We start from the raw sequence: 21,551 nt of genomic DNA on the forward strand, positions 1-21,551 counted from the left end.
TGGTTTACTTTTCGATGATCTTCCAGCGTCAGCCTGGTTCATTTTTGCATTGATCATAACACTAGTTTAAGTCTCTCTTCCTAATCTGTTAAATTTGCTATTTAGGGAAAGTTTTTCCTGCTATAAAAATAGGATTTGCATTACGTAGAGCCTCATTTCATAATGGTCTTGGACAAATTAATCCCATTTAATTCAACCTACGTCCTAGTTTTTCATTTTTTTTGTCAAAATTTTTAGTTTTCTTCCGATATTGTGTAACAGTTGCACAAAACTGATATTCTCATGTGATCGCGGGGATACAGTACACGCAACATCAATAATTTCAATAGCTGCGGAGCATACGTAGTATGCTCCTACATTTTGTATAAATTTTTATCTTTTGCGTTTGCTACATAATACCGTTTTCTTCTTGTTCTTTTTCTTTCGCTCTTAGCAAGATTTCTTGAATATCTGCCGCCATTTTTTGGTCGCATTCCCTCGCAATATCTTGTAATATCGGGCTTTTAAAGAATTCTGATTTTGGCTCATAAACTTGAGACATTAATTTCACTTCATGACGATCAGCATGGAAATAATATTCCGCAATTTCTTTTGCCACTTCAGGTTCCATACCTAACCCTTCTAATGCGGTACGTCCGGTACGCACTGCAGAATCGAATGTTTCACGTATAACGTCATTTGCCCCGGAATTATATAAATCAAATGTATGAAAACGGTCATAAGAACGAGCAATAATTTTAATATTCGGGTTCACTTCACGGGCAAAGTGCACTATATCGGAGGCTTGTGCTTTATTATCAATTGCCACAACAAGCATTTCTGCCTGTTCCAATCCTGCCGCAATTAAAAACTCACGGCGGGAAGCGTCGCCAAAATAAGATTTAATGCCATATTCATTAAAACCTTTAATCATCGTTGGATTAAGATCTACCACTGTTGTGGCATAACCACTTAAACGGAGCAAGTCATTTACGATTTGTCCAAAACGTCCCATACCGATAATAAGTATCGGATGCTGTTCATCAATTTCATCGGGTTCAATTTCTTCTGCAATTTCTTTCGATCCATATTTTTCATAAAGCACAAGAATGAGCGGCGTCATCACCATAGAAAGCACAACAATTGCCGTCATATTGGCATTTACCGTTTCATCAATCACTCCTTTTGACAGGGCTGCCGCAAAAAGCACAAAAGCAAATTCCCCACCTTGTGCCATTAAGAGCGCTCGTTCTAATGCTGTTTTATGAGTACTTTTAGCAACACGTGCTACAACATAAATACAGACACCTTTGGTGAGCATTAATACAATCACGCCTAAAAGGATTAATTGCCAGTTTTCTGCAACGACTTTTAAATCTAACGCCATTCCCACGCCAAGGAAGAAAAGCCCCAGCAATAAACCACGGAAAGGCTCAATATCCGCCTCCAATTGATGGCGGAAGGCAGATTCGGAAAGCATTACACCTGCTACAAAAGCGCCCATCGCCATGGATAAGCCGGCTTCTTCCATTAATAATGCGGCCCCCAATACCACAAAAAGTGCAGCAGCAGTCATGACTTCACGGGCTTTAGCATTCGCCAAAATACGGAAAACCGGATTTAAAATGAAACGGCCAATAAACACTAATACCGCTAAGGCGAGCATAGCAATGCCCGCAGATTGCCACCAAGGCATGGAAGCTTCTGTTTTTTCAAAAGGAGAGAGGGAAGCAACAATAGCAAGTAATGGGACAATCAGAAGATCTTCAAATAATAAAATTGAGACGATTTTTTGACCGCGTTTGTAGAAAGTTCTTTGCGTTCACCTAATACTTGCATCACAATTGCGGTGGATGTCAATACAAAACCTGCGGAAGAGACAAACGCCACTTCCCAAGATACACCAAATTGCGCTCCCACGATCGTCATTAAAATAGCAGAAATGATCACTTGCATACTGCCTAGTCCAAAAATTTGACGACGTAATCCCCAAAGGTGTGAAGGCTTCATTTCAAGTCCAATCACAAATAAGAACATCACGACACCAAATTCAGCCAGATGAATAATTGCGTGAGGATCACCAATCACCTGTAAACCATAGGGGCCAATAGCCAATCCGGCAGCGAGATACCCCAACACCGATCCCAATCCTATGCGTTTAAATAATGGCACCGCCACCACTGCGGCACCCAGCAATGCCACCACTCGAATTAAATCACCTGAACTTTCCGCTGCCATAGTCACTCCTAAAAAAATTAAACAAGTAAAAAACAGGGGCATTTTACTTGCTTTCAGTTAAGATTTGTAGGAATAAACCGAGTATTTTTTAAATAACCAATAGCATTGGTGAACATTCATTATGTGATTTTTTACAAGAAAAGTTTCGTGCTGTAAAAAATCCTTGTTCGTAATGAAACGTAACAAGGATTCCTGTTTTGCTATTTATGTGTCTAACGTAATTTATTGGGAACTTGAGGTGCCGGTAAACGTTTTAATACGCTACCATCAAGATTAATATCACTAAAACGAGGGGGACCGTTATTCCAATCTTCAACGGCCTGCTCCAATGCCTCTTTACTGCCCGCCACAAAGTTCCACCACATCACTGTTGAGTGTGGCAATGGCTCACCGACTAACAACATAATATGTGTTCCTGCCTCTTCCCATAGGTTTAATGCCATATTTGCATGTTGGCAATCAAATAAAACCGCCAGTTCATCGGCTTTATAACTCACCCCATTTACTTTTATTTCGCCTTTTAAGACTAAAATGCCGTATTCAAAACTTGGTACACGATCAATCTCAAATGCCTGTGCGTGTTTAAATTGCATATCGCTCCCAACTAATGGGCTAAATTGCTTTGTGGTTCCGGCAACAAACGTTCAATGGGAATACCACCTATATTTTGGGGTTCGACTAAAATTTTATCAACACTCATTTTTTTATTACTTATATTTACTATGTTTTGTGTGATCATTAACGCATAGATAATGATAGTGCGTATTTTTATATGGATAGCCGTGTACCTTTAAAATTCATGAGGTAGTTTGCCCGATTTAATCCAATAAGAAATTTCCCCTTTCTGGTATAGACGCATCATAAGTAAAGCAGTTGAGAAACTTGGGTTGCAATAAATTCTGCGATCAATCAATATGCTTTTCACATTTTGTGCGATTTATGGTATTTTATCGCCCAATTTTCAACTTAAGTTTAATAAGGAAAACATCAAATGGAAGCTCAAAGCCCAATGTCCACATTAGTTATTTTCGTGATTTTCGGTTTAATTTTTTACTTTATGATTTATCGCCCTCAAGCGAAGCGTAACAAAGAACACAAAAAATTAATGTCTGAATTAGCCAAAGGCACTGAAGTGCTCACTGCCGGCGGTATGATGGGCAAAATCACCAAAGTAATTGAAGATAATAACAGTGTGGTGATTGCATTAAATGAAACGACGGAAATCACAATCAACCGTAACTATATTGTGACTATTCTTCCAAAAGGTTCTGTAAAGACTCTTTAATCCTCCATTCATAAAGGGACAACCATGTTAAATCGTTACCCATTATGGAAGAATCTAATGGTGATCCTCGTGGTCGCCATTGGTGTTTTATACTCTCTTCCAAATATTTATGGTGAAGATCCCGCTGTGCAAATTTCAGGTACTCGCGGGCAACAAGCCAATACGACTACACTAGGACAAGTTCAAGAGGTGTTAAAAGCCAATAATCTTTCAACAAAATCGATTGTTCTTGAACAAGGCTCTATTTTAGCCCGTTTCAATAATACGGACGATCAATTACTTGCTAAGGATAAAATTGCCGAAAAACTCGGTACGAACTATAGCACGGCTTTAAACCTTGCACCGGCAACCCCTACTTGGTTAAGCAGTATCGGAGCAAACCCTATGAAATGGGGCTTAGATCTACGCGGTGGGGTTCGTTTCTTGATGGAAGTGGATATGAACTCCGCACTGGCAAAACGTCAAGAGCAATTACAGGACACATTGCGTAACGATCTTCGTAAAGAAAAAATTCAATACACGGGGATTAAGAATGCCGATCATTTCGGTACAACCATTACGCTTGCCAATCCCGAACAACTCTCAAAAGCGACCCGTATTATTCGCCAAGCTCACCCAACCTTAGAAGTGAGCGATTCAGGCAACGATACGCTAAATTTATCCCTATCTACGACCGCACTTAATGAAGCACGCGATTTAGCGATTGAGCAAAACTTAACAATTTTGCGTAAACGTGTTTCGGAATTAGGCGTAGCAGAAGCAGTAATACAGCGTCAAGGTGCAGAACGTATCGTTATTGAATTGCCGGGGGTACAGGATACTGCACGTGCGAAAGAGATTCTTGGCGCAACAGCAACTCTTGAATTCCGAATGGTGAATTCTACGGTAAATGCAGAAGCGGCAGCTCGCGGTATTATCCCGTCTGATTCAGAAGTGAAATATAACCGTGAAGGTCGTCCCGTTGTCTTGTTAAAACGCCCGTCTTTAGGCGGTGAACATATCATCAACTCAAGTGCAGCACTCGATCATCAATCTGGAACGCCACAGGTAAGTGTCACTCTAGATAGTGAAGGTGGGGAGCAAATGCTTCAACTCACCAAAAAATACTATAAAAAACCAATGGCAACCCTTTATGTTGAATATAAAGACAACGGCAAGAAAGATGAGAACGGTAAAACCATTCTTGAGAAAAGCGAAGAGGTTATCAACGTAGCCACGATTCAGGCTCGCTTTGGCGCAAACTTTCAAATTACCGGTGTTGGCAGCCTGGCGGAAGCCAATAATCTTTCCACTTTATTAAAATCAGGTGCGTTAATCGCTCCGATACAAATTGTGGAAGAGCGCACGATCGGTCCATCACTTGGTGCACAAAATGTTGAGCAAGGTATGAACGCCAGCTTTTGGGGATTAATCTCTGTTATCGTATTTATGCTTATCTACTATAAGCTTTTCGGTATTATCGCAAGCCTTGCAATGGTTATTAATATTGTCTTGTTAGTCGGTTTAATGTCTATTCTTCCGGGGGCAACATTGTCTATGCCGGGGATTGCAGGTATCGTGTTAACCCTTGGGATGTCGGTGGATGCCAACGTATTGATCTTTGAGCGAATTAAAGAAGAGATTCGTAACGGACGCCCTATCCAACAGGCTATTAATGAAGGTTACAACGGAGCATTTACCTCTATTTTCGATGCAAACCTAACCACTATCTTAACGGCCATTATTCTCTACGCAGTGGGAACCGGCCCGATTCAAGGTTTTGCAATTACCCTTTCACTGGGTGTGGCAATTTCCATGTTTACCGCTATTACCGGAACTCGCGCTCTGGTAAATGCAATCTATGGTGGTAAACGTGTTGAAAAACTTTCTATTTAATTGAGGTGACTATGGCACTTTTCGCAAGAGATAAAAACGGACATCTCATCAAAGAAATTAACGGAATTAAACTTCCGTTCCCGTTAGCCGAATTTATGAAAATACGTAAATGGGGCTACGTTGTTTCAGCACTTTTTATGGCGATTTCAATGTTTTTTATCGTCACAAAGGGCTTTAACTGGGGGTTAGATTTTACCGGCGGTGTAGTATTCGATACTCACTTTTCTCAAACGGCAAATCTTGAGCAGATCCGCAACAAACTGAAACAACACGGTATTGAAAGCCCTGTTGTGCAGACTACCGGCTCCGTTCAGGATGTGATGATTCGCTTACCGGCCTCTGATAATGATTCAGGTATTGGTGATCGGGTAAAATCAATGTTAGTAGAACTCGACTCCGGTATTAAAATTAAAAGTATCGAATTCGTTGGACCTAACGTAGGGGAAGAATTGGCACAAGGAGCGGTTTATGCCACTTTAGCCACACTGGCTATGATGCTAATTTATATCGGCTCACGTTTTGAATGGCGTTTAGGCTTAGGGGGAATCGCTTCTCTCGCCCACGACGTTGTGATTACTCTTGGTGTATTCTCAGCTTTACAAGTGGAAATGGACTTAACTTTCGTAGCGGCAATTCTTTCCGTAGTGGGCTATTCCATCAATGATAGTATCGTCGTGTTTGACCGGGTTCGTGAAAATTTCCGCAAAATCAGACGATTGGATACAATTGATATTATTGATATTTCCCTGACCCAAACTTTATCAAGAACAATTATGACTTCTGCAACTACGCTTATTGTCGTTATTGCACTGTTCTTCTTCGGCGGCCCGTCTATTCATAACTTCTCCCTCGCATTGCTTGTCGGGATTGGATTCGGTACTTATTCCTCCATCTTTATTGCAATTGCCATTGCTTATGATGTCGGATTGAGACGTGAACATATGATTCCGCCAAAAGTAGATAAAGAAGTGGATGAACTCCCTTAATCAATGAAAGTGCGGTCAAAATTAACCGCACTTTTTCAAGTAAGCGGTATTATGTAGCAGTTACACAAACAAGCTTTTGAAATCATTTAATTTTTACGGACGCCAGTGGCACCCCTACATTTTCCTTTAAATGGTGCATTCGCTACATAATGCCGTAAATAAGAGGCAGTTATCCTGCCTTTTCTTCTTTCTAAAAGTTAAAATACAAAGAACATACTCTCTAAAACAGAAAGTTATATGTTGTACAACTTTTACCCTTTTATATAAAAAAATAAGCGGCGATATTCACCGCCGCTAACACACAATCCGCTTCCTAAATATATATTATGCAGGGTAAACAGGAAGACGTTTACAAATTGCTAATACTTTTTCTTTGGTCGCTTCAATAACTTGTTCTTCGTTTTCTTTACCAAGGACATCTAAAATATCACACATCCAACCGGCTAAATCACGACAATCTTGTTCATTAAAACCACGACGGGTTACTGATGGAGTCCCCACTCGAATACCCGAAGTCACAAATGGCTTTTGCGGATCATTTGGTACCGAGTTTTTATTCACGGTGATGTTTGCTTTCCCTAATGCCGCATCGGCAGCTTTACCGGTTAAGCCTTGTTTGATGAAACTCACCAAGAACAAGTGATTTTCCGTACCGTTTGATACTACATCAAAACCACGTTGTTTAAATACTTCTACCATCGCTTTCGCATTTTTCAATACGTTGGCTTGATACACTTTGTATTCCGGCTCTAAGGCTTCTTTAAAACATACTGCTTTTGCTGCAATAATGTGAACTAACGGACCGCCCTGATTCGCCGGGAATACGGAGGATTGTAATTTTTTATAGATTTCTTCATCACCACAAGAAGAAAGAATTAAACCGCCACGTGGGCCGCCTAGGGTTTTATGGGTCGTTGTAGTCACTACGTGGGCGTGCGGTAATGGATTTGGATATAATCCCGCAGCAATTAATCCTGCGACGTGTGCCATATCCACAAATAAATATGCCCCAACTTCATCGGCAATTTCACGCATCTTCGCCCAATCAACTACCTGAGAGTAAGCAGAGAAACCGGCTACAATCATCTTTGGTTTAGATTCCAATGCTTTTTGGCGCACATCTTCATAATCAATCAAACCGTCCGCTGTGATACCATAAAGCACCGAATTATAAATTTTACCGGAGAAACTTACTTTTGCACCGTGTGTTAAGTGGCCGCCGTGCGCTAGATCCATTCCTAAAATAGTATCACCGGCATTAATCAATGCGCCATACACTGCCGCATTGGCTTGAGAGCCGGAGTGCGGTTGAACATTCACATAATCGGCACCGAATAACTCTTTTGCACGATCAATAGCGAGTTGTTCCACAATGTCCGCATATTCACAGCCGCCATAATAACGCTTACCCGGATAGCCTTCAGCATATTTATTGGTAAACTGCGAACCCTGTGCTTCCATCACACGCGGGCTGGCATAGTTTTCAGAAGCGATTAATTCGATATGTTCTTCCTGACGGCGGTTTTCATCCTGAATCGCTTGCCATAATACCGGATCGTAGTCAGCGATATTCATATTTTTAGTAAACATTGTGTTCTCCTGTTATGTGATTGCGATCTATAGTGTAACCGCTTATTGGTTTAAATTTAATTAAAATTTAGTACATATTTTTTCATCTAAGGAATGAAAAAGATTCATAGGAAAAGTGCGGTCATTTTCTCAATATTTTCTACTCTTAGTATGGAATGTCCAAAATGCGACAATTACAAAGATCATCGCTTTCAAACTCAGATATTTCACCGACAATTTTGTTCGGAATAGGGAATAAACGCACGGTCAATGGCTTATTTAAACGAAATGCCATCGTCCCTGTATCACGCATAATCGCAGCAATACTTGCTGCACTAGCGTTACCAGCCACAGGTACCGTATCTAAGCCTATACCGCATACAGCACTATAAGTAAGCAATGAGCGAATATCAAACTGTTCCTGTTGTGTAGCTTGTGCTAAACCGAGATCTTCCGTTACTGCCAACATTAGACCTGAGAATCCCACCAACGGCACGTTTTGCACAGATTTAAATACTTTGGTTAGTAATGCCGATACTTCAATCGTACCGGCAGCCCCCAAATATGGTACTCCCATAAGCTCATACAATTCCGTTATAGAAGCACAGTTTTTCGATGGTGCCGCCGAGCTATCAATACCGACAAATTCAAAATTGCCGGATAATTTAACCGCACTTAACGTGGTAAGAATTTCATCTACATGATGTTGTAGTGCTTTCAGCATAGACTGATAACAATCGGCATAAAACTGATTATGAGAGGATTTTGAAACTGATTTTAACGCAGCGACCAACAAATCCGGTGTTTCCAAACCAATAACAAAACTATTCGGCAAATGGCTCAAATGATAACCTGCGGGAAAATAGGGAATAAAGGGTTTGCAGTTAAAATTTACAGTAAAATTGAAATTACCTTCAGCACGTGGGGTTATTTGAGCAATACGTTGCACCGCACTAACGGATTGCTCAATTAAATGATTATCTAAAATACCATTTTCATCTAACGGTACATTTACGCAAGCATTACATAAATCACCATAATCAGCAATAAGTTCAGGCAGCAATGCAATTTCGTATACATTGCTTGCGGCGCCAATCGCAAATCGGATACGTACGCCACTTTCATTTAATTTATTGAGTAACCCCGTTAAATACTGTAAATCCGCTTTTGCATTGTTCACATCAGTTAAATCTAAATATTCACCGAAAGGATTGGTAATAATCCGAATGGATTGCAAAACATAACCGGATTTTTGTATCGCCGGCAACAACAAATCGACTTCATGTTTCACTGAACGGAGTGCGGCTTCCCATTGTGTTTTATCCTTACGTAATGTTAAGAAAAAACTAATGGTACGAATGCGACAGAGTGATTTGTTCTTGTAATCCATGTCATTTTCCTATTTAGGTGAATGAAAAAAATTAACGCCAAGTGCGGTTATTTTTCCATTATTTTTGTGTTTCACGAGCAACCGCACGATAACCAATATCACGACGATAAAAACGACCGTTCCATCGGATTTGTTCTGCTAGTTTCAACGCTTTTTGTTGTGCTTCAAATACGCTGTCGCCTAAGGCTGTGGCACATAATACGCGACCGCCATTGGTAAGCAATTTCCCCTCTTTGGCTTCTACGCCCGCTAAGAAAACTTTTTCATTTTCAACCGCACTTTGCGGCAAACCGATAATTTCATCGCCTTTGCGATAATCCCCCGGATAGCCTTCCGCCGCTAATACAATGCCCAATGAAGCTTTTGGATTCCATTGGGATTGAATTTCATCTAACTTACCCTCACAGGCTTTAAGACAAAGTTCAACTAGATCTGACTCCAAACGCAACATAATTGGTTGGGTTTCCGGATCACCAAAACGGCAGTTAAATTCGATCACTTTCGGTTGACCGTTCGGCATAATCATCAAACCGGCATATAAGAAACCGGTGTAAACATTACCTTCCGCCGCCATGCCGTTTACAGTCGGATAAATGACTTCCTGCATAATGCGATCGTGAATCTCAGCTGTAACCACCGGTGCAGGTGAATAAGCGCCCATTCCCCCTGTATTCAACCCGGTATCGTTCTCACCCACGCGTTTATGATCTTGACTGGTTGCCATCGGTTCAACATTTTTGCCATCCACCATCACAATAAAACTGGCTTCTTCACCATCTAAAAACTCTTCGATCACCACTCGGCTACCCGCCTCACCAAAGGCATTGCCCGATAACATATCACGTACCGCCTCTTCCGCTTCCTGTAGTGTCATCGCTACAATCACGCCTTTACCGGCAGCCAAACCATCTGCTTTCACGACAATTGGCGCGCCTTTTTCCTGCAAATATGCTAATGCCGGTTCTACCTCTGTGAAATTTTGATATTCCGCTGTTGGAATTTTGTGGCGAGCTAAGAAATCTTTAGTAAAAGCTTTCGAACCCTCTAATTGGGCTGCCGCTTGTGTTGGCCCGAAAATTTTTAATCCTGCCGTACGGAATGCATCCACCACACCGATAACTAACGGAGCTTCAGGCCCAACAATGGTTAAGCCGATTTGATTATCTTGCGCGAATTTAACAAGTGCCGGAATATCAGTAACTGCAATATTAACGTTTTCAATGTTGCTTTCCAGTGCCGTTCCTGCGTTGCCGGGTGCGGCAAAAACTTTTTTGGCTAGTGGAGATTGAGCCGCTTTCCAAGCAAGCGCGTGTTCACGACCGCCGTTTCCGATGATTAAAATATTCATGATGATCCTTATAATGTTTATGTTGTGGTTGTCAAAAGTGTTTTTTGATTTTATTCGGGTTTCGCCAATGACGACTTACTTTTTCTTTGCTTTGCCAAAGAAAAAGTAAGCAAAAAGAAAGGCAACCCTGCTTTTCCTTATTTCCTTTGTTTCATTGAATTTGCTTAACGGAAATTTTCTGAACTCGCTATGCTCAAACAGACGAAAATTTCCTACAAATTCAACTCCACAAAGGCGGAAAAGAAGGGAACCCGACTTGTTCCTTCTATAAACCTTCAAAGTGCGGTCAGAATTCGTTATATTTTCCATGGAATAAAACCATTTTAAAATTAACCGCACTTTTACATTAAATGCACTGACAAACTTAGTCCCCATATAAATCGCCTTTGCGAGTTCAGAAAATTGCCGTTAAGAAAATTGAAACCAAGCAAAGAATAGCGATTTAACTGGGGGTGTGTTTCTTTTGCTTACTTTGCTTTGCACAAGCAAAGAAAAGTAAGTCGCCCAATCGGGCGAAATCCGATTTCAATTAACTAATAAACACGACTATTCCTAGTGTCTAAAATGCCTCATCCCCGTCAACACCATCACCATTCCATGCTCGTCCGCCGCATCAATCACTTCCTGATCACGCATTGAGCCACCCGGATGGATCACGCATTGGATTCCCACTTTCGCCGCGGCATCAATGCCGTCACGGAATGGAAAGAACGCATCGGAAGCCATTACACAGCCTGAAACTTCTAACCCTTCGTCCTGCGCTTTAATACCGGCAATTTTAGCGGAATAAACACGGCTCATTTGGCCTGCGCCAATGCCGATGGTTTGGTTATTTTTGGCGTAAACGATCGCATTGGATTTCACGAACTTCGCTACTTTCCAACAGAATAATAAATCTTTGAGTTCCTGTTCCGTCGGTTGACGTTTGCTCACTACTTTTAAATCGTCCAAACCGACCATGCCTAAATCCGCATCTTGTACCAATAAACCGCCATTTACACATTTGAAGTCTAAACGCTGAGTACGTTCTTGCCATTCTCCGCATTCAAGCAGTCGGACATTTTTCTTACGTTTTACCACCTCGACAGCTTCCGCTGATACTTTCGGTGCAATAATCACTTCCACAAATTGGCGGTCTACAATTTCAGTCGCGGTTTTTTCGTCCAGTTCACGGTTAAAGGCGATGATTCCACCAAAAGCGGAAGTCGGATCGGTTTGATAAGCACGGTTGTAGGCTTCTAAAATATCTTTTCCTAATGCCACGCCACACGGATTAGCGTGTTTCACGATAACACAAGCGGGCTCATCAAATTCTTTCACACATTCAAGGGCGGCATCAGTGTCAGCAATATTGTTATAAGAAAGCGCTTTACCTTGTAATTGTGTCGCCGTTGCCACGCTCGCTTCTTTCACGTTAAGATCCACATAAAACGCCGCATTTTGATGAGCATTTTCACCATAACGCATGGTTTGTTTTCGCACAAAATTCAGATTTAATGTGCGAGGAAATTGACCGCACTTAGCATTAGTATCTTCTTCCGCCGCCACATGATAAGGTTTAACGAGCTGACCAAAATAGTTTGCAATCATTGAATCGTATTGCGCTGTATGTTCAAAGGCCTTGATGGCAAGATCAAAGCGGGTTTCCAATGTAAGGCGATTTTGATGTTGATCCATTTCTGCAAGAATGGCATTAAAATCATGATTATTGACAATAATCGCTACATCTTTATGATTTTTTGCCGCCGAACGTACCATGGTCGGCCCGCCGATATCAATATTTTCCACGGCATCTTCCAACGTGCAATTGAGTTTCGCGACAGTTTGTGCAAAGGGATATAAATTGACCACCACCATATCAATGCCTTCAATATCATGCTGTTGCATGATGGCGTCATCCGTTCCACGACGCCCCAGAATCCCACCATGTACTTTTGGATGCAACGTTTTCACACGACCATCCATCATCTCAGGAAATCCCGTATAGTCAGACACTTCGGTCACAGGCAAACCATTTTGTTCTAAGAGTTTTGCCGTGCCGCCGGTAGAAAGCAATTTTACTCCACGTTGAATAAGCCCTTGGGCAAATTCCACAATACCGGTTTTATCTGAAACACTTAACAAAGCCTGACGAATAGGGCGATCTATCATTATATTTTCCTTTCATAGATGGGTTAAAAAAATAAGCGCGCAGATTATAACGCAAACGGTTGCGTAAATATAGAAAAGATTCAACAAAAATAAGCGGCAAGTAAAGTGCGGAGAAGTGAAATCGTTTTAAAGAAAGCCCACATTACGTGGGCTATTTGAGAGGTATAAAGTGTTAAACCTAAAAGTTAGTTTTTCTTAAATTTATTGTCTAATGACAATGCTCCGGCACCTGCAAAAACAAAATAGAAGAAAACAACAGAATAAAGTAATGCCAGTTCGCCGCCATTTGCAATTGGGAAGAATAAGTTCCCTTTGCCTGCTACGTGCATAAAGAAATAGGCATACGCCATTTGACCGGATAAAATAAAGGCTGCGGCTCTGGTAAACAAGCCTAACAACACTAAAATACCGCCGACAATTTCAATCACCCCACCGACAATCATTAATGGGTCGGTAACGGCGCCATTGCCACCGGTCATAGAGATTGGAAATTCCCAAAATTTAGCAGTGCCGTGCAAGATAAACATATAAGCAACAACAATGCGTAGTAAGGCTAAAACATAAGGACGAAATTTTTCAAGATTGTTCATAAAGTTTCCTTGTTAAAAGATAAATTAAAAAGCCTGTAGATCATATCTATTCGCATTTTGTTAAACAAGCGCAAAGTTTGAAAAAGACTTTTTACTCTACGTCAAAAATAGTTAATGGATGACGAATTTATTTAGCCAATTTAAAAATACTTCCGCCTCCATAAAACCGGTTACACGGCTACCTTGTATTTCCTTGCCTGTTTGATCCAAAAATAAAATCGTTGGTAAACCTAACACCTGATAGCGTTCCATTATGGCTTTATTTTCAGGGCTGTTTTTTGTCATATCCACTTGGAGCAAAAGTACATTTTCAAACGCATTTTGAACCTGTTTGTTACTGAATGTATATTGCTCAAATTCTTTACAAGCTACACACCAATCGGCATACAGATCCAGCAATGCAATCCGATGAGGATTGTTTGCCAGAGCCTCATTTAATTCCTGCAGATTTTGAACGCGCTGAAATTTAACATGAGAAATGTCCGTATTATTAACCGCACTTTGAGTAACAGATTGGTGTTGCCAAAGCAGATTTTGTAGAGGCTGTACAGTGACCATTGCACAAACAAAAGCCAGCACTTTTACGCCATAACCTAAGCCGTTTTTAGGCATTTGTAAGGCAAACCAAACAAAAAAAGTACTTGCTAATAACGCCCATAAACGCGGTTCCCAAGTTTCGGGCAAAATACGGGACAGCAAAAATACCGGCAATGCCAGCATAACAAAACCAAAGCTGTGTTTAACCGTATTCATCCATTCGCCTGATTTTGGCAAAATTTTATTGCCGAATAACGTGATAAGCATTAACGGAATGCCCATCCCTAATGCCAACAAATAGAGCGTCATTGCCCCTGTAACAAGATCGCCGCTTTGTGCGACATAAAGCAAGGCACCGGAAAGTGGCGCTGAAGTGCAAGGCGAGGCAACCAGCCCGGCGATCATCCCCATGAAAAACGCACCGCCAAAAGCACCCGATGTTTGCTTTTGGCTCCATGTATTAAGTTTAGTTTGTAAGGAGCTTGGCAATTGTAAGGTAAATACGCCAAACATCGATAATGCAAGCAGCGTAAACAGCACGGAAAGCCCGATCATCACATAAGGGTGTTGTAATGCAATTTGAAATGGCAAGCCTATTGCCGCAACAGTGAGCCCGAGCAAGGTATAAGTGAGCGCCATCCCTTGAACATAAAGAAAACTTAAAGAAAAAGCCCGCAGCATATTCGGACGTTGTTGCTGACCAATTACGATAGAGGAAAGCAATGGCAGCATAGGTAATACACAAGGTGTAAAAGCCAATCCCAGCCCAAGTAAGAAAAAGCCGAATGCCGCATATTTACTTTGGAACAAGCCTGCCGCTAAACGATCTTGTTCCGTTAAAAGTGCGGTTGAATTTTGCGGTGTTTTTTCTTCCGCCGAGGCGATAGGCAAATCGCTGACTTTCAACGTTCTGACTTCCGGCGGATAACAAAATCCTTCCGTACATCCCTGATAGGAAACTTCAATACTCTGATTATCCCCAAAGGTTTCACCGGAAAAATAAGCCACCAAAGGTTTTGTAAAAACGGCGACGTGTCCGAAATAGGGATCGTCGTGTATTTCAGCATTTTGGTTGAAATTCACTGAAAGTGGTTGAAGTGCGTTACTCACCTTAGCTGTGATTTTTTCTTGGTAAAGGTAGTACCCTTCGGCAATATCCCAACGAACAGATAACTGTTTTTTATCCGATGAAATTTGAGCTGAAATAGGAAAGGCCTCATCAATACTCAAAAAAGCGGATTTACTATTGAATAACCCTGCTTGACTTGCAAACACGGTAAAAATCAGTGTAAAAAAAAGAACGTATTTTTTCATAGGCGAAAGCATAAATTGAGAGGGGAAAAATTCTAACATAAAGACATTCTAAAAACTAAAAAAGTATGATTTAGATCATAAAAATGAAAAGATCATAAAAAATAACCGCACTTTTCCGTTGTTACAACAATGTTACAAAGATAAAATAGGGCATCACTCAAAGTAAGTAAAAAGAGGGCGAAATATGGCGATACCACAGATTCTCATTGTTGAAGATGAAATCGTTACCCGCAGTACATTGAAAGGAATTTTTGAAGCGGAAGGCTATACCGTTCTTGAAGCGCAAGATGGCGTACAAATGCACGAAATTTTAAAAAATAGCAAAGTTAATTTAATCGTGATGGATATTAATCTACCGGGTAAAAATGGTCTCCTATTAGCTCGGGAATTGCGTGAATATGATAATCTGCCTCTTATGTTCTTAACCGGTCGGGATAATGAAGTAGATAAAATTTTAGGACTGGAAATCGGTGCGGATGATTACCTTACTAAGCCTTTCAATCCTCGTGAATTAACTATTCGCGCCCGCAATTTATTACATCGTGTGATGTTACAGCATGAAAAAGAGAACAATAGTGAACGTGAGTTTTATCGTTTCAACGGTTGGACATTGGATTTAAACGGTCACAATCTTATCAATCCGGAAGGAGAAATATTTAAATTACCCCGTAGTGAATTCCGTGCGATGTTACACTTCTGTGAAAATCCGGGTAAATTACAAACCCGTGAAGAACTATTAAGAAAAATGACCGGACGTGAGCTTAAACCCCAAGATCGTACCGTAGATGTAACGATTCGCCGTATTCGTAAACATTTTGAAGATCATCCCGAGACTCCTGAAATTATTGCGACAATTCATGGTGAGGGGTATCGATTCTGTGGCGAAATTGAATCGTAAAACAGTGCTTTCCCTTCCTTTTTCTGGGCGAATCCAGTTCGCCCCCAACCTCAATATTAAAATGTCTTTTCAAAAATAATGGTAAGATTCTGCGTTTTATAATGATAAAGGGTCTTTAAATTACTCTGCTGTTTTCGCCATTCAAAAGTTAATTTAGGTGTAATGCCATAGAGATGCCAGTCCCGTTTCCATATTTGAGCAAGAAATGTATAAATTTTATCTTTTCGAGTCTTACCAAGAGGAATTATGCCGCCAAGTACGGCATCCGCTTTAAATTGGCGTTGGATAAACCCAGTGTTGAGTTTTGTTGAAATTCCCCATTGATATTCTTGCAGCCAGCCTAGTCTGATATTTTTAATCATTGAACTATATTGGCGTTCTAGCGGTTTTTCTTCTGCTAACGCCGTACCGATATACAAAATTTGTTTGGGATTGCGATACCAAATAAAGGTCGTGGAAATAGTATTAATTCGACCGGCTTGGGGATTATCTTTAAAAAAATGCCTTTTCTCGCTAGAAAGTGATGTTTGATTTTGCCAATTTTGTGATAACCACAGGCTATAGCTTAATTCAATGCCATTTGACCAATGAAATGCCTCACCACCATACCAACGCTTTTCAAAAAAGGGTTGGATTCGGAAGATAAAATCATTCTTTTTGTAAGCATAACCAAGTAAAGTGCGGTTAAAAAGATCATCAAATTGATGATTATCCCAGTAGGTTTTACCGAGAATATCGTTACTTACACTCAAATAATGGGAATTGACTAAATTAAAATCACGATTCACGCCGAAAGAATATGCTACACCTGTGGCTTTTTGAGGTAACATTTTTGAATTTTTGACAAACCCTGTATTTTCAATGGCCGGTGAAGAGGAAACATTGTCAACATTATTTGTTTTAAGAAACGCAATACTGCCCTCAACTTGCCAGGCGTTACGCTCATTAATCGCGTCAATATAACGATTAATCCGTTCATAAGCGGAAGCGGGTAAATCTTTAACGCTTTTCACTTTATCCAGTTGCAATCTCGCCGCCCAGTCTTGACGATCAACAAATAACGCAATGGCTAGTTCCATACGGATAGAATGAAGCTCAGGACGTTCGCTAATGATTTGTCTATAAATTTTAATAGCTTGCCCATAATCTTGGCGTAAAAACGCTAACTTAGCTTGGCTGTAATCAAGTAACGTTTTATCCGTGTGTGGCTGAGCTTGATACTGCACAAGCAAATTTTGAATATGGGTGGTATCTCCTTGATAAATAGCTTGCTTGAGCGATTCTTCAAGCTCACTTGAATGGACAACGGAACTGACTAAACAGAAAAAAAGAATAAAATATCGCATAATAAAAAACTGCCTATTAATTTCTAAAAATCATAGGCAGCCAAACAGGTTAGTAACGGACACCACCAAAAGAGGTATCATAGCTATCATTGTTAAAATCAACGATACCCGCAGCTTCTTTTGCCCCATTACCGAATAATCCGCCTTGATAAGTGCCTTTTTCTAACAAGGTAGACGCTTCTCCCTTAAATTCCGTTCCATTGAGCCGGGTTTTATGTAGCGTAATATCTTGACTACGTCCGTCATTTAACAAACTAAATTCAATTTTTCCATCGACAGATTTTTGATCAAAATCTACATTTAAGGTTGTTTTTCCGCCTCGACTTGGATTGCCTGTCATTCCACTTACCCAATAGGCATCGCCTACATAAGTTGCCGAACCGGAAGGTAAATTGGTTGCTTTCGTACCTTGAAAGCGGGTTTCTTTTACTGTTTTGGCGTCATTTATCCAAAGACCGTAGAAGGAGTCATTATTATTTTTGCCATAAAACTCGCCATCAGCGGTTTTTGCTGACACGTGTCCTTTTGGACTATTCGTCAAATCAATTTTGGTGCCATCGGGTGTCGTTGCAGTACCAGTACCAGCACCACCGCCGCTACCACAAGCAGTCAAAAATCCGGCAAGAATAATAGAAAGCAAATATTTTTTCATAGGAAACCTCTTAAATGAGTGAAATATAGAAATTTTACGGGTTACCTATCTATAGATAAGTAAACAAATTTAATTTCACTTATCTATAGCTCTGTTTTCAAGCCTAAAAAACGACAAAATGTGAATAAATGAGTATTTTGAAGATTAATAATGGCACAGTTATTGGCAGCAGCGGCAGATAAATCAATTGGGCAGCGCATTCAACAAAAAAGAAAAGAATTTGGCTACTCTGCAGAGAGGTTATCGGAATGTATCAATTTATCTCAGCAGCAACTTTCTCGTTATGAACGTGGCGTAAGTAAAATCAATGTAAATCATTTGATTGATATTGCGATCTTTTTTAACACCCCTATCAGTTGGTTTTTTCAAGATTGTATGCCCGCGGCATTAATGCAAGAAGAATTAAAAGAAGTGGAAATCAATCAAAAATGGGATAACTTATCCAATCTGCAAAAACGAGCCTTTGTGGCCTTTTTGGATACGCTGAATAAGGGGTAATAAAGTCAGTTTTTTAGCTTGGTTTCCTTATTTTCAGTTTAAATTCTCTCCATTCCTCTCTCTTTTAATTACCCGACTTTGCGATCAAGAAACATATTCGGTAAAATCAGCAAAAATTTAAACACATAATGAGTTATGACAAAAAAGAAAGTAAAACCGGGTTCAAATACTATCGCCCTTAATAAACGAGCCCGCCATGATTATTTCATTGAAGATGAAATTGAGGCAGGGCTGGAATTACAAGGCTGGGAAGTCAAATCCATGCGTGCGGGTAAGGCAAATATTAGCGACAGCTACATTATTTTCAAAAATGGAGAAGCCTATTTATTTGGGGCGACTATCCAGCCACTCAGTTTGGCTTCAACCCATGTCGTATGTGATCCTACTCGAACCCGAAAACTCCTACTCAACAAGCGGGAATTAGAATCGCTTTTTGGTAAAGCCGGTCGTGACGGATTCACCATTGTTGCTCTTTCTCTTTACTGGAAAGGTGCTTGGGCAAAAATTAAAATCGGTTTGGCTAAAGGGAAAAAACAACATGATAAACGCGATGACATTAAAGATCGCGAATGGCGAGTAGCAAAAGAGCGAATTATGAAAAATGCCAATCGTGGATAATTTTTCTATCTAAAAAAATAAAGTGCGGTCGATTTTAACAATGAAATCAACCGCACTTTTGTTAGACGGATTAAGGTTTGTAAATAAACTCTATACCTTCGTCATCTTCTTCTGTCCAATCATCATCCCAATCGTCCTCATCTTCTAATTGATGCTCCGCCAATTGTTCTTGATGATAATCTTCCCATTTAAATTTGACCTCTTCCGGTGCGAGCTGCTGTTCTTCCGTTTCTCGTGGATGAGCTTCAATAAAATCCATAATATCACGACAGAGCGAAGAAACATTCTTACCTGTCGCCGCTGAGATTAAGTAATACTCTTCATCCCATCCCAAGCGTTCGGCAATGTCTTTTGCACACTCATGAGCTTCTTCATCAGTCATCGTATCAATTTTATTGAACACCAACCAACGCGGTTTTTCAGCTAATTTTTCACTGTATTGGAACAATTCAGATTCAATAATAGCGACATTATCCGCCGGATCAGAACCATCAATCGGACGGATATCCACAAGATGAATAAGCACTCGACAGCGTTCCAAGTGTTTTAGGAAACGAATCCCTAAGCCGGCACCTTCTGCCGCCCCCTCAATCAATCCCGGAATATCAGCAACGACAAAGCTACGGGCTTCATCCATTTTTACCACACCAAGACTTGGTACCAACGTTGTAAACGGATAATCCGCTACTTTAGGTTTTGCCGCCGATACAGCCCGAATAAAGGTTGATTTGCCCGCATTAGGTAAACCCAACATCCCTACATCGGCAAGTAGCATAAGCTCTAGTAGTAGATCACGCTTTTCTCCCGGTGTTCCCATTGTTTTTTGACGGGGTGCACGATTGACGGAAGATTTAAAGCGGGTGTTCCCCAAGCCATGATACCCCCCTTTTGCCACCAACATTTTTTGACCATGTTTGGTTAAATCGCCTAAGGTTTCTTTTGTATCATTATCAATGGCACGGGTTCCTACGGGTACAGGTAACGTAATATCTTTACCACGGCGACCGGTACAATCGGAGCTGCGACCATTTTCACCACGTTCTGCAGCAAAACGTTTGTTAAAGCGATAATCGATTAACGTATTAAGGTTTTCGTCGGCAATTAGATAGACATCACCACCATCACCGCCATCACCGCCATCCGGCCCGCCTTTGGGGATAAATTTCTCACGGCGAAAACTAACACAGCCGTTTCCACCGTCTCCCGCTTCCACTCGAATTAGGGATTCATCTATAAACTTCATTAAAACTCTCCAAAATTTGACCGCACTTTTATATTATTTCGCATTGTGCGGTGATAGTAATTTATGTCCGATTGCAGATAAAATTGCTCCGCATACTACAACAAATGCCCCGATATAGCTAATGCTATTTAGTTCCGGCGCCGCAAAATGATTTGGACTTATATTATGGCTGATATGAGAAAATAAAATCGTGAAAAGCGGCACTAACATCACCACAACACTCACTTTCGAAACATCCCAGCGATTTAATGCTTCTGCGTAAGAGCCATAACCGATTAATGTATTGAGACAGCAATAAATAAAACAAATCAGGGTAAAAGGAGTTAAGTCTTGTACCTGTGAAAACTCAGCCATAGGCGTAAACACAATCACACAGCCAAAATACATCATTAATAAAATTTGTTGCGAACTAAATTTACGTAACATTAACTTTTGTGCCATTCCGTACGCAACCCATACCAACGAAGCCGTAACACTTAAAATAACGCCAATTGAATACTGATTAAGTTCGGTAAAAATATTAAGACGATCATTAAAAAATAACCCAAGACCGATTAGTAAAAGCAAGATTCCAACTTTTTGGTGTAACCCTAGCTTTTCCTTAAAAATAATCACACTACTGATTAACATCCCAAAAGAGGATAGATGAATGAAAATTTGTGCAACTGAGGGGTCAATATAATTTAATGAATGGCTAAAGAGCAAAAAATTACCGGCGAGTCCAAGTACTCCGATGATTGCAAGCCAAGCATATCGCCCAATTTTCCTAAATTCGGGCAATTTCTTTTTATAAGCCAGCAAAATAAAGAGAGCAATCGTAGCAACAACAAAACGATACCACACAATAGTTTGCGCATTCATTGCCGATAATACTTGTTTCAATGCGATAGGTAATGATCCCCAAGCCATTGCTGTAATCAATGCAAAAGTAAAGCCTAATAGCGGTTGTTGTTTCATAGTTACTCGCTTTGTTAGAAGTTAAAAAGACAAAAACGCCCCACAAAAGTTTTGCAGGGCGCTTCAATCAAATAAGT

18 protein-coding genes and 1 pseudogene are annotated in these 21,551 nt (G+C 40.5%); 6 read left to right on the forward strand and 13 right to left on the reverse strand.

The window, feature by feature from the left end; translation table 11 throughout:
- Window positions 1–388 precede the first annotated feature (388 nt).
- Together PNEUHYL_RS10000 and PNEUHYL_RS10005 are read right to left on the reverse strand one after the other, a co-directional pair.
- A pseudogene (locus PNEUHYL_RS10000) lies at window positions 389–2,217 on the reverse strand (monovalent cation:proton antiporter-2 (CPA2) family protein).
- A 212-nt stretch (window positions 2,218–2,429) separates the two neighbouring features.
- Window positions 2,430–2,810, reverse strand: coding sequence for a pirin-like C-terminal cupin domain-containing protein (locus tag PNEUHYL_RS10005; protein WP_078061251.1), 381 nt, complete (start codon window positions 2,808–2,810; stop codon window positions 2,430–2,432).
- Between the two features lie 398 nt (window positions 2,811–3,208).
- On the opposite strand from PNEUHYL_RS10005, the gene yajC reads away from it, so the two are divergent.
- From yajC to secF, 3 genes are read left to right on the forward strand one after another with little or no spacing between them, the layout of a single operon-like run.
- Complete coding sequence (yajC, locus tag PNEUHYL_RS10010; protein ID WP_059367816.1) at window positions 3,209–3,502, forward strand: preprotein translocase subunit YajC; 294 nt, start codon at window positions 3,209–3,211, stop codon at window positions 3,500–3,502.
- Between the two features lie 24 nt (window positions 3,503–3,526).
- The gene (gene secD, locus PNEUHYL_RS10015) at window positions 3,527–5,377 is read left to right on the forward strand and encodes a protein translocase subunit SecD (protein ID WP_059367817.1); all 1,851 of its coding nucleotides are present in this window, start codon (window positions 3,527–3,529) and stop codon (window positions 5,375–5,377) included.
- Between the two features lie 11 nt (window positions 5,378–5,388).
- Window positions 5,389–6,363 carry a protein translocase subunit SecF gene (gene secF, locus PNEUHYL_RS10020; RefSeq protein WP_059367818.1) on the forward strand — a complete coding sequence of 325 codons (975 nt, stop codon included), beginning with the start codon at window positions 5,389–5,391 and terminating at the stop codon, window positions 6,361–6,363.
- Between the two features lie 324 nt (window positions 6,364–6,687).
- Here the strand turns inward: secF and glyA are convergent, their stop codons facing one another.
- The 7 genes from glyA to PNEUHYL_RS10055 form a co-directional block, all read right to left on the reverse strand.
- Window positions 6,688–7,953 (reverse strand): serine hydroxymethyltransferase, encoded by a 1,266-nt coding sequence (gene glyA / locus PNEUHYL_RS10025; protein WP_059367819.1) that lies wholly within the window; start codon window positions 7,951–7,953, stop codon window positions 6,688–6,690.
- A 145-nt stretch (window positions 7,954–8,098) separates the two neighbouring features.
- Window positions 8,099–9,322: a DUF711 family protein gene (locus PNEUHYL_RS10030; RefSeq protein ID WP_059367820.1), complete on the reverse strand. Its 1,224-nt coding sequence runs from the start codon at window positions 9,320–9,322 to the stop codon at window positions 8,099–8,101.
- 58 nt (window positions 9,323–9,380) lie between these two features.
- Entirely contained in the window at window positions 9,381–10,670 is a 1,290-nt protein-coding gene (gene purD / locus PNEUHYL_RS10035) for a phosphoribosylamine--glycine ligase (protein WP_059367826.1), read from the reverse strand.
- 75 nt (window positions 10,671–10,745) lie between these two features.
- Complete coding sequence (locus PNEUHYL_RS13475) at window positions 10,746–11,045, reverse strand: hypothetical protein (protein ID WP_157888089.1); 300 nt, start codon at window positions 11,043–11,045, stop codon at window positions 10,746–10,748.
- A gap of 177 nt (window positions 11,046–11,222) precedes the next feature.
- On the reverse strand, window positions 11,223–12,821 hold the full coding sequence (gene purH, locus PNEUHYL_RS10045; RefSeq protein ID WP_059367828.1) for a bifunctional phosphoribosylaminoimidazolecarboxamide formyltransferase/IMP cyclohydrolase: 1,599 nt from the start codon (window positions 12,819–12,821) through the stop codon (window positions 11,223–11,225).
- A 185-nt stretch (window positions 12,822–13,006) separates the two neighbouring features.
- Window positions 13,007–13,411, reverse strand: a complete 405-nt coding sequence (locus tag PNEUHYL_RS10050; RefSeq protein ID WP_059367830.1) for a DoxX family protein — start codon at window positions 13,409–13,411, stop codon at window positions 13,007–13,009.
- 111 nt (window positions 13,412–13,522) lie between these two features.
- Window positions 13,523–15,262: a protein-disulfide reductase DsbD gene (locus PNEUHYL_RS10055; RefSeq protein ID WP_059368864.1), complete on the reverse strand. Its 1,740-nt coding sequence runs from the start codon at window positions 15,260–15,262 to the stop codon at window positions 13,523–13,525.
- A gap of 184 nt (window positions 15,263–15,446) precedes the next feature.
- Between PNEUHYL_RS10055 and arcA the strand changes: the two genes are divergently transcribed.
- Window positions 15,447–16,160, forward strand: a complete 714-nt coding sequence (gene arcA / locus PNEUHYL_RS10060; RefSeq protein ID WP_059367834.1) for a two-component system response regulator ArcA — start codon at window positions 15,447–15,449, stop codon at window positions 16,158–16,160.
- 56 nt (window positions 16,161–16,216) lie between these two features.
- Here the strand turns inward: arcA and PNEUHYL_RS10065 are convergent, their stop codons facing one another.
- Complete coding sequence (locus PNEUHYL_RS10065) at window positions 16,217–17,506, reverse strand: surface lipoprotein assembly modifier (protein ID WP_059367836.1); 1,290 nt, start codon at window positions 17,504–17,506, stop codon at window positions 16,217–16,219.
- Between the two features lie 49 nt (window positions 17,507–17,555).
- Window positions 17,556–18,158 carry a factor H binding protein domain-containing protein gene (locus PNEUHYL_RS10070; protein WP_059367841.1) on the reverse strand — a complete coding sequence of 201 codons (603 nt, stop codon included), beginning with the start codon at window positions 18,156–18,158 and terminating at the stop codon, window positions 17,556–17,558.
- Between the two features lie 150 nt (window positions 18,159–18,308).
- Between PNEUHYL_RS10070 and PNEUHYL_RS10075 the strand changes: the two genes are divergently transcribed.
- Together PNEUHYL_RS10075 and smpB are read left to right on the forward strand one after the other, a co-directional pair.
- Window positions 18,309–18,656, forward strand: coding sequence for a helix-turn-helix domain-containing protein (locus PNEUHYL_RS10075; RefSeq protein ID WP_059367846.1), 348 nt, complete (start codon window positions 18,309–18,311; stop codon window positions 18,654–18,656).
- Between the two features lie 135 nt (window positions 18,657–18,791).
- Window positions 18,792–19,274 (forward strand): SsrA-binding protein SmpB, encoded by a 483-nt coding sequence (smpB, locus tag PNEUHYL_RS10080; RefSeq protein ID WP_059367850.1) that lies wholly within the window; start codon window positions 18,792–18,794, stop codon window positions 19,272–19,274.
- Between the two features lie 70 nt (window positions 19,275–19,344).
- On the opposite strand, the gene cgtA is transcribed toward smpB, so the two are convergent.
- Together cgtA and PNEUHYL_RS10090 are read right to left on the reverse strand one after the other, a co-directional pair.
- Window positions 19,345–20,517, reverse strand: a complete 1,173-nt coding sequence (gene cgtA, locus PNEUHYL_RS10085) for an Obg family GTPase CgtA (protein WP_059367853.1) — start codon at window positions 20,515–20,517, stop codon at window positions 19,345–19,347.
- A 33-nt stretch (window positions 20,518–20,550) separates the two neighbouring features.
- Entirely contained in the window at window positions 20,551–21,474 is a 924-nt protein-coding gene (locus PNEUHYL_RS10090; protein ID WP_059367856.1) for a DMT family transporter, read from the reverse strand.
- Window positions 21,475–21,551: the final 77 nt, after the last annotated feature.

This window comes from Rodentibacter caecimuris (assembly GCF_001019715.1).
Taxonomy (GTDB): domain Bacteria; phylum Pseudomonadota; class Gammaproteobacteria; order Enterobacterales; family Pasteurellaceae; genus Rodentibacter; species Rodentibacter caecimuris.

Coding starts and splice junctions, on each gene's coding strand:
- secF (WP_059367818.1), top strand. CDS start 5,389: ATGGCACTTTTCGCAAGAGATAAAAACGGACATCTCATCAAAGAAATT.
- purH (WP_059367828.1), bottom strand. CDS start 12,821: ATGATAGATCGCCCTATTCGTCAGGCTTTGTTAAGTGTTTCAGATAAA.
- yajC (WP_059367816.1), top strand. CDS start 3,209: ATGGAAGCTCAAAGCCCAATGTCCACATTAGTTATTTTCGTGATTTTC.
- secD (WP_059367817.1), top strand. CDS start 3,527: ATGTTAAATCGTTACCCATTATGGAAGAATCTAATGGTGATCCTCGTG.
- PNEUHYL_RS10050 (WP_059367830.1), bottom strand. CDS start 13,411: ATGAACAATCTTGAAAAATTTCGTCCTTATGTTTTAGCCTTACTACGC.
- PNEUHYL_RS13475 (WP_157888089.1), bottom strand. CDS start 11,045: ATGGGGACTAAGTTTGTCAGTGCATTTAATGTAAAAGTGCGGTTAATT.
- smpB (WP_059367850.1), top strand. CDS start 18,792: ATGACAAAAAAGAAAGTAAAACCGGGTTCAAATACTATCGCCCTTAAT.
- glyA (WP_059367819.1), bottom strand. CDS start 7,953: ATGTTTACTAAAAATATGAATATCGCTGACTACGATCCGGTATTATGG.
- purD (WP_059367826.1), bottom strand. CDS start 10,670: ATGAATATTTTAATCATCGGAAACGGCGGTCGTGAACACGCGCTTGCT.
- PNEUHYL_RS10005 (WP_078061251.1), bottom strand. CDS start 2,810: ATGCAATTTAAACACGCACAGGCATTTGAGATTGATCGTGTACCAAGT.
- PNEUHYL_RS10055 (WP_059368864.1), bottom strand. CDS start 15,262: ATGAAAAAATACGTTCTTTTTTTTACACTGATTTTTACCGTGTTTGCA.
- PNEUHYL_RS10070 (WP_059367841.1), bottom strand. CDS start 18,158: ATGAAAAAATATTTGCTTTCTATTATTCTTGCCGGATTTTTGACTGCT.
- PNEUHYL_RS10075 (WP_059367846.1), top strand. CDS start 18,309: ATGGCACAGTTATTGGCAGCAGCGGCAGATAAATCAATTGGGCAGCGC.
- PNEUHYL_RS10090 (WP_059367856.1), bottom strand. CDS start 21,474: ATGAAACAACAACCGCTATTAGGCTTTACTTTTGCATTGATTACAGCA.
- cgtA (WP_059367853.1), bottom strand. CDS start 20,517: ATGAAGTTTATAGATGAATCCCTAATTCGAGTGGAAGCGGGAGACGGT.
- PNEUHYL_RS10065 (WP_059367836.1), bottom strand. CDS start 17,506: ATGCGATATTTTATTCTTTTTTTCTGTTTAGTCAGTTCCGTTGTCCAT.
- PNEUHYL_RS10030 (WP_059367820.1), bottom strand. CDS start 9,322: ATGGATTACAAGAACAAATCACTCTGTCGCATTCGTACCATTAGTTTT.
- arcA (WP_059367834.1), top strand. CDS start 15,447: ATGGCGATACCACAGATTCTCATTGTTGAAGATGAAATCGTTACCCGC.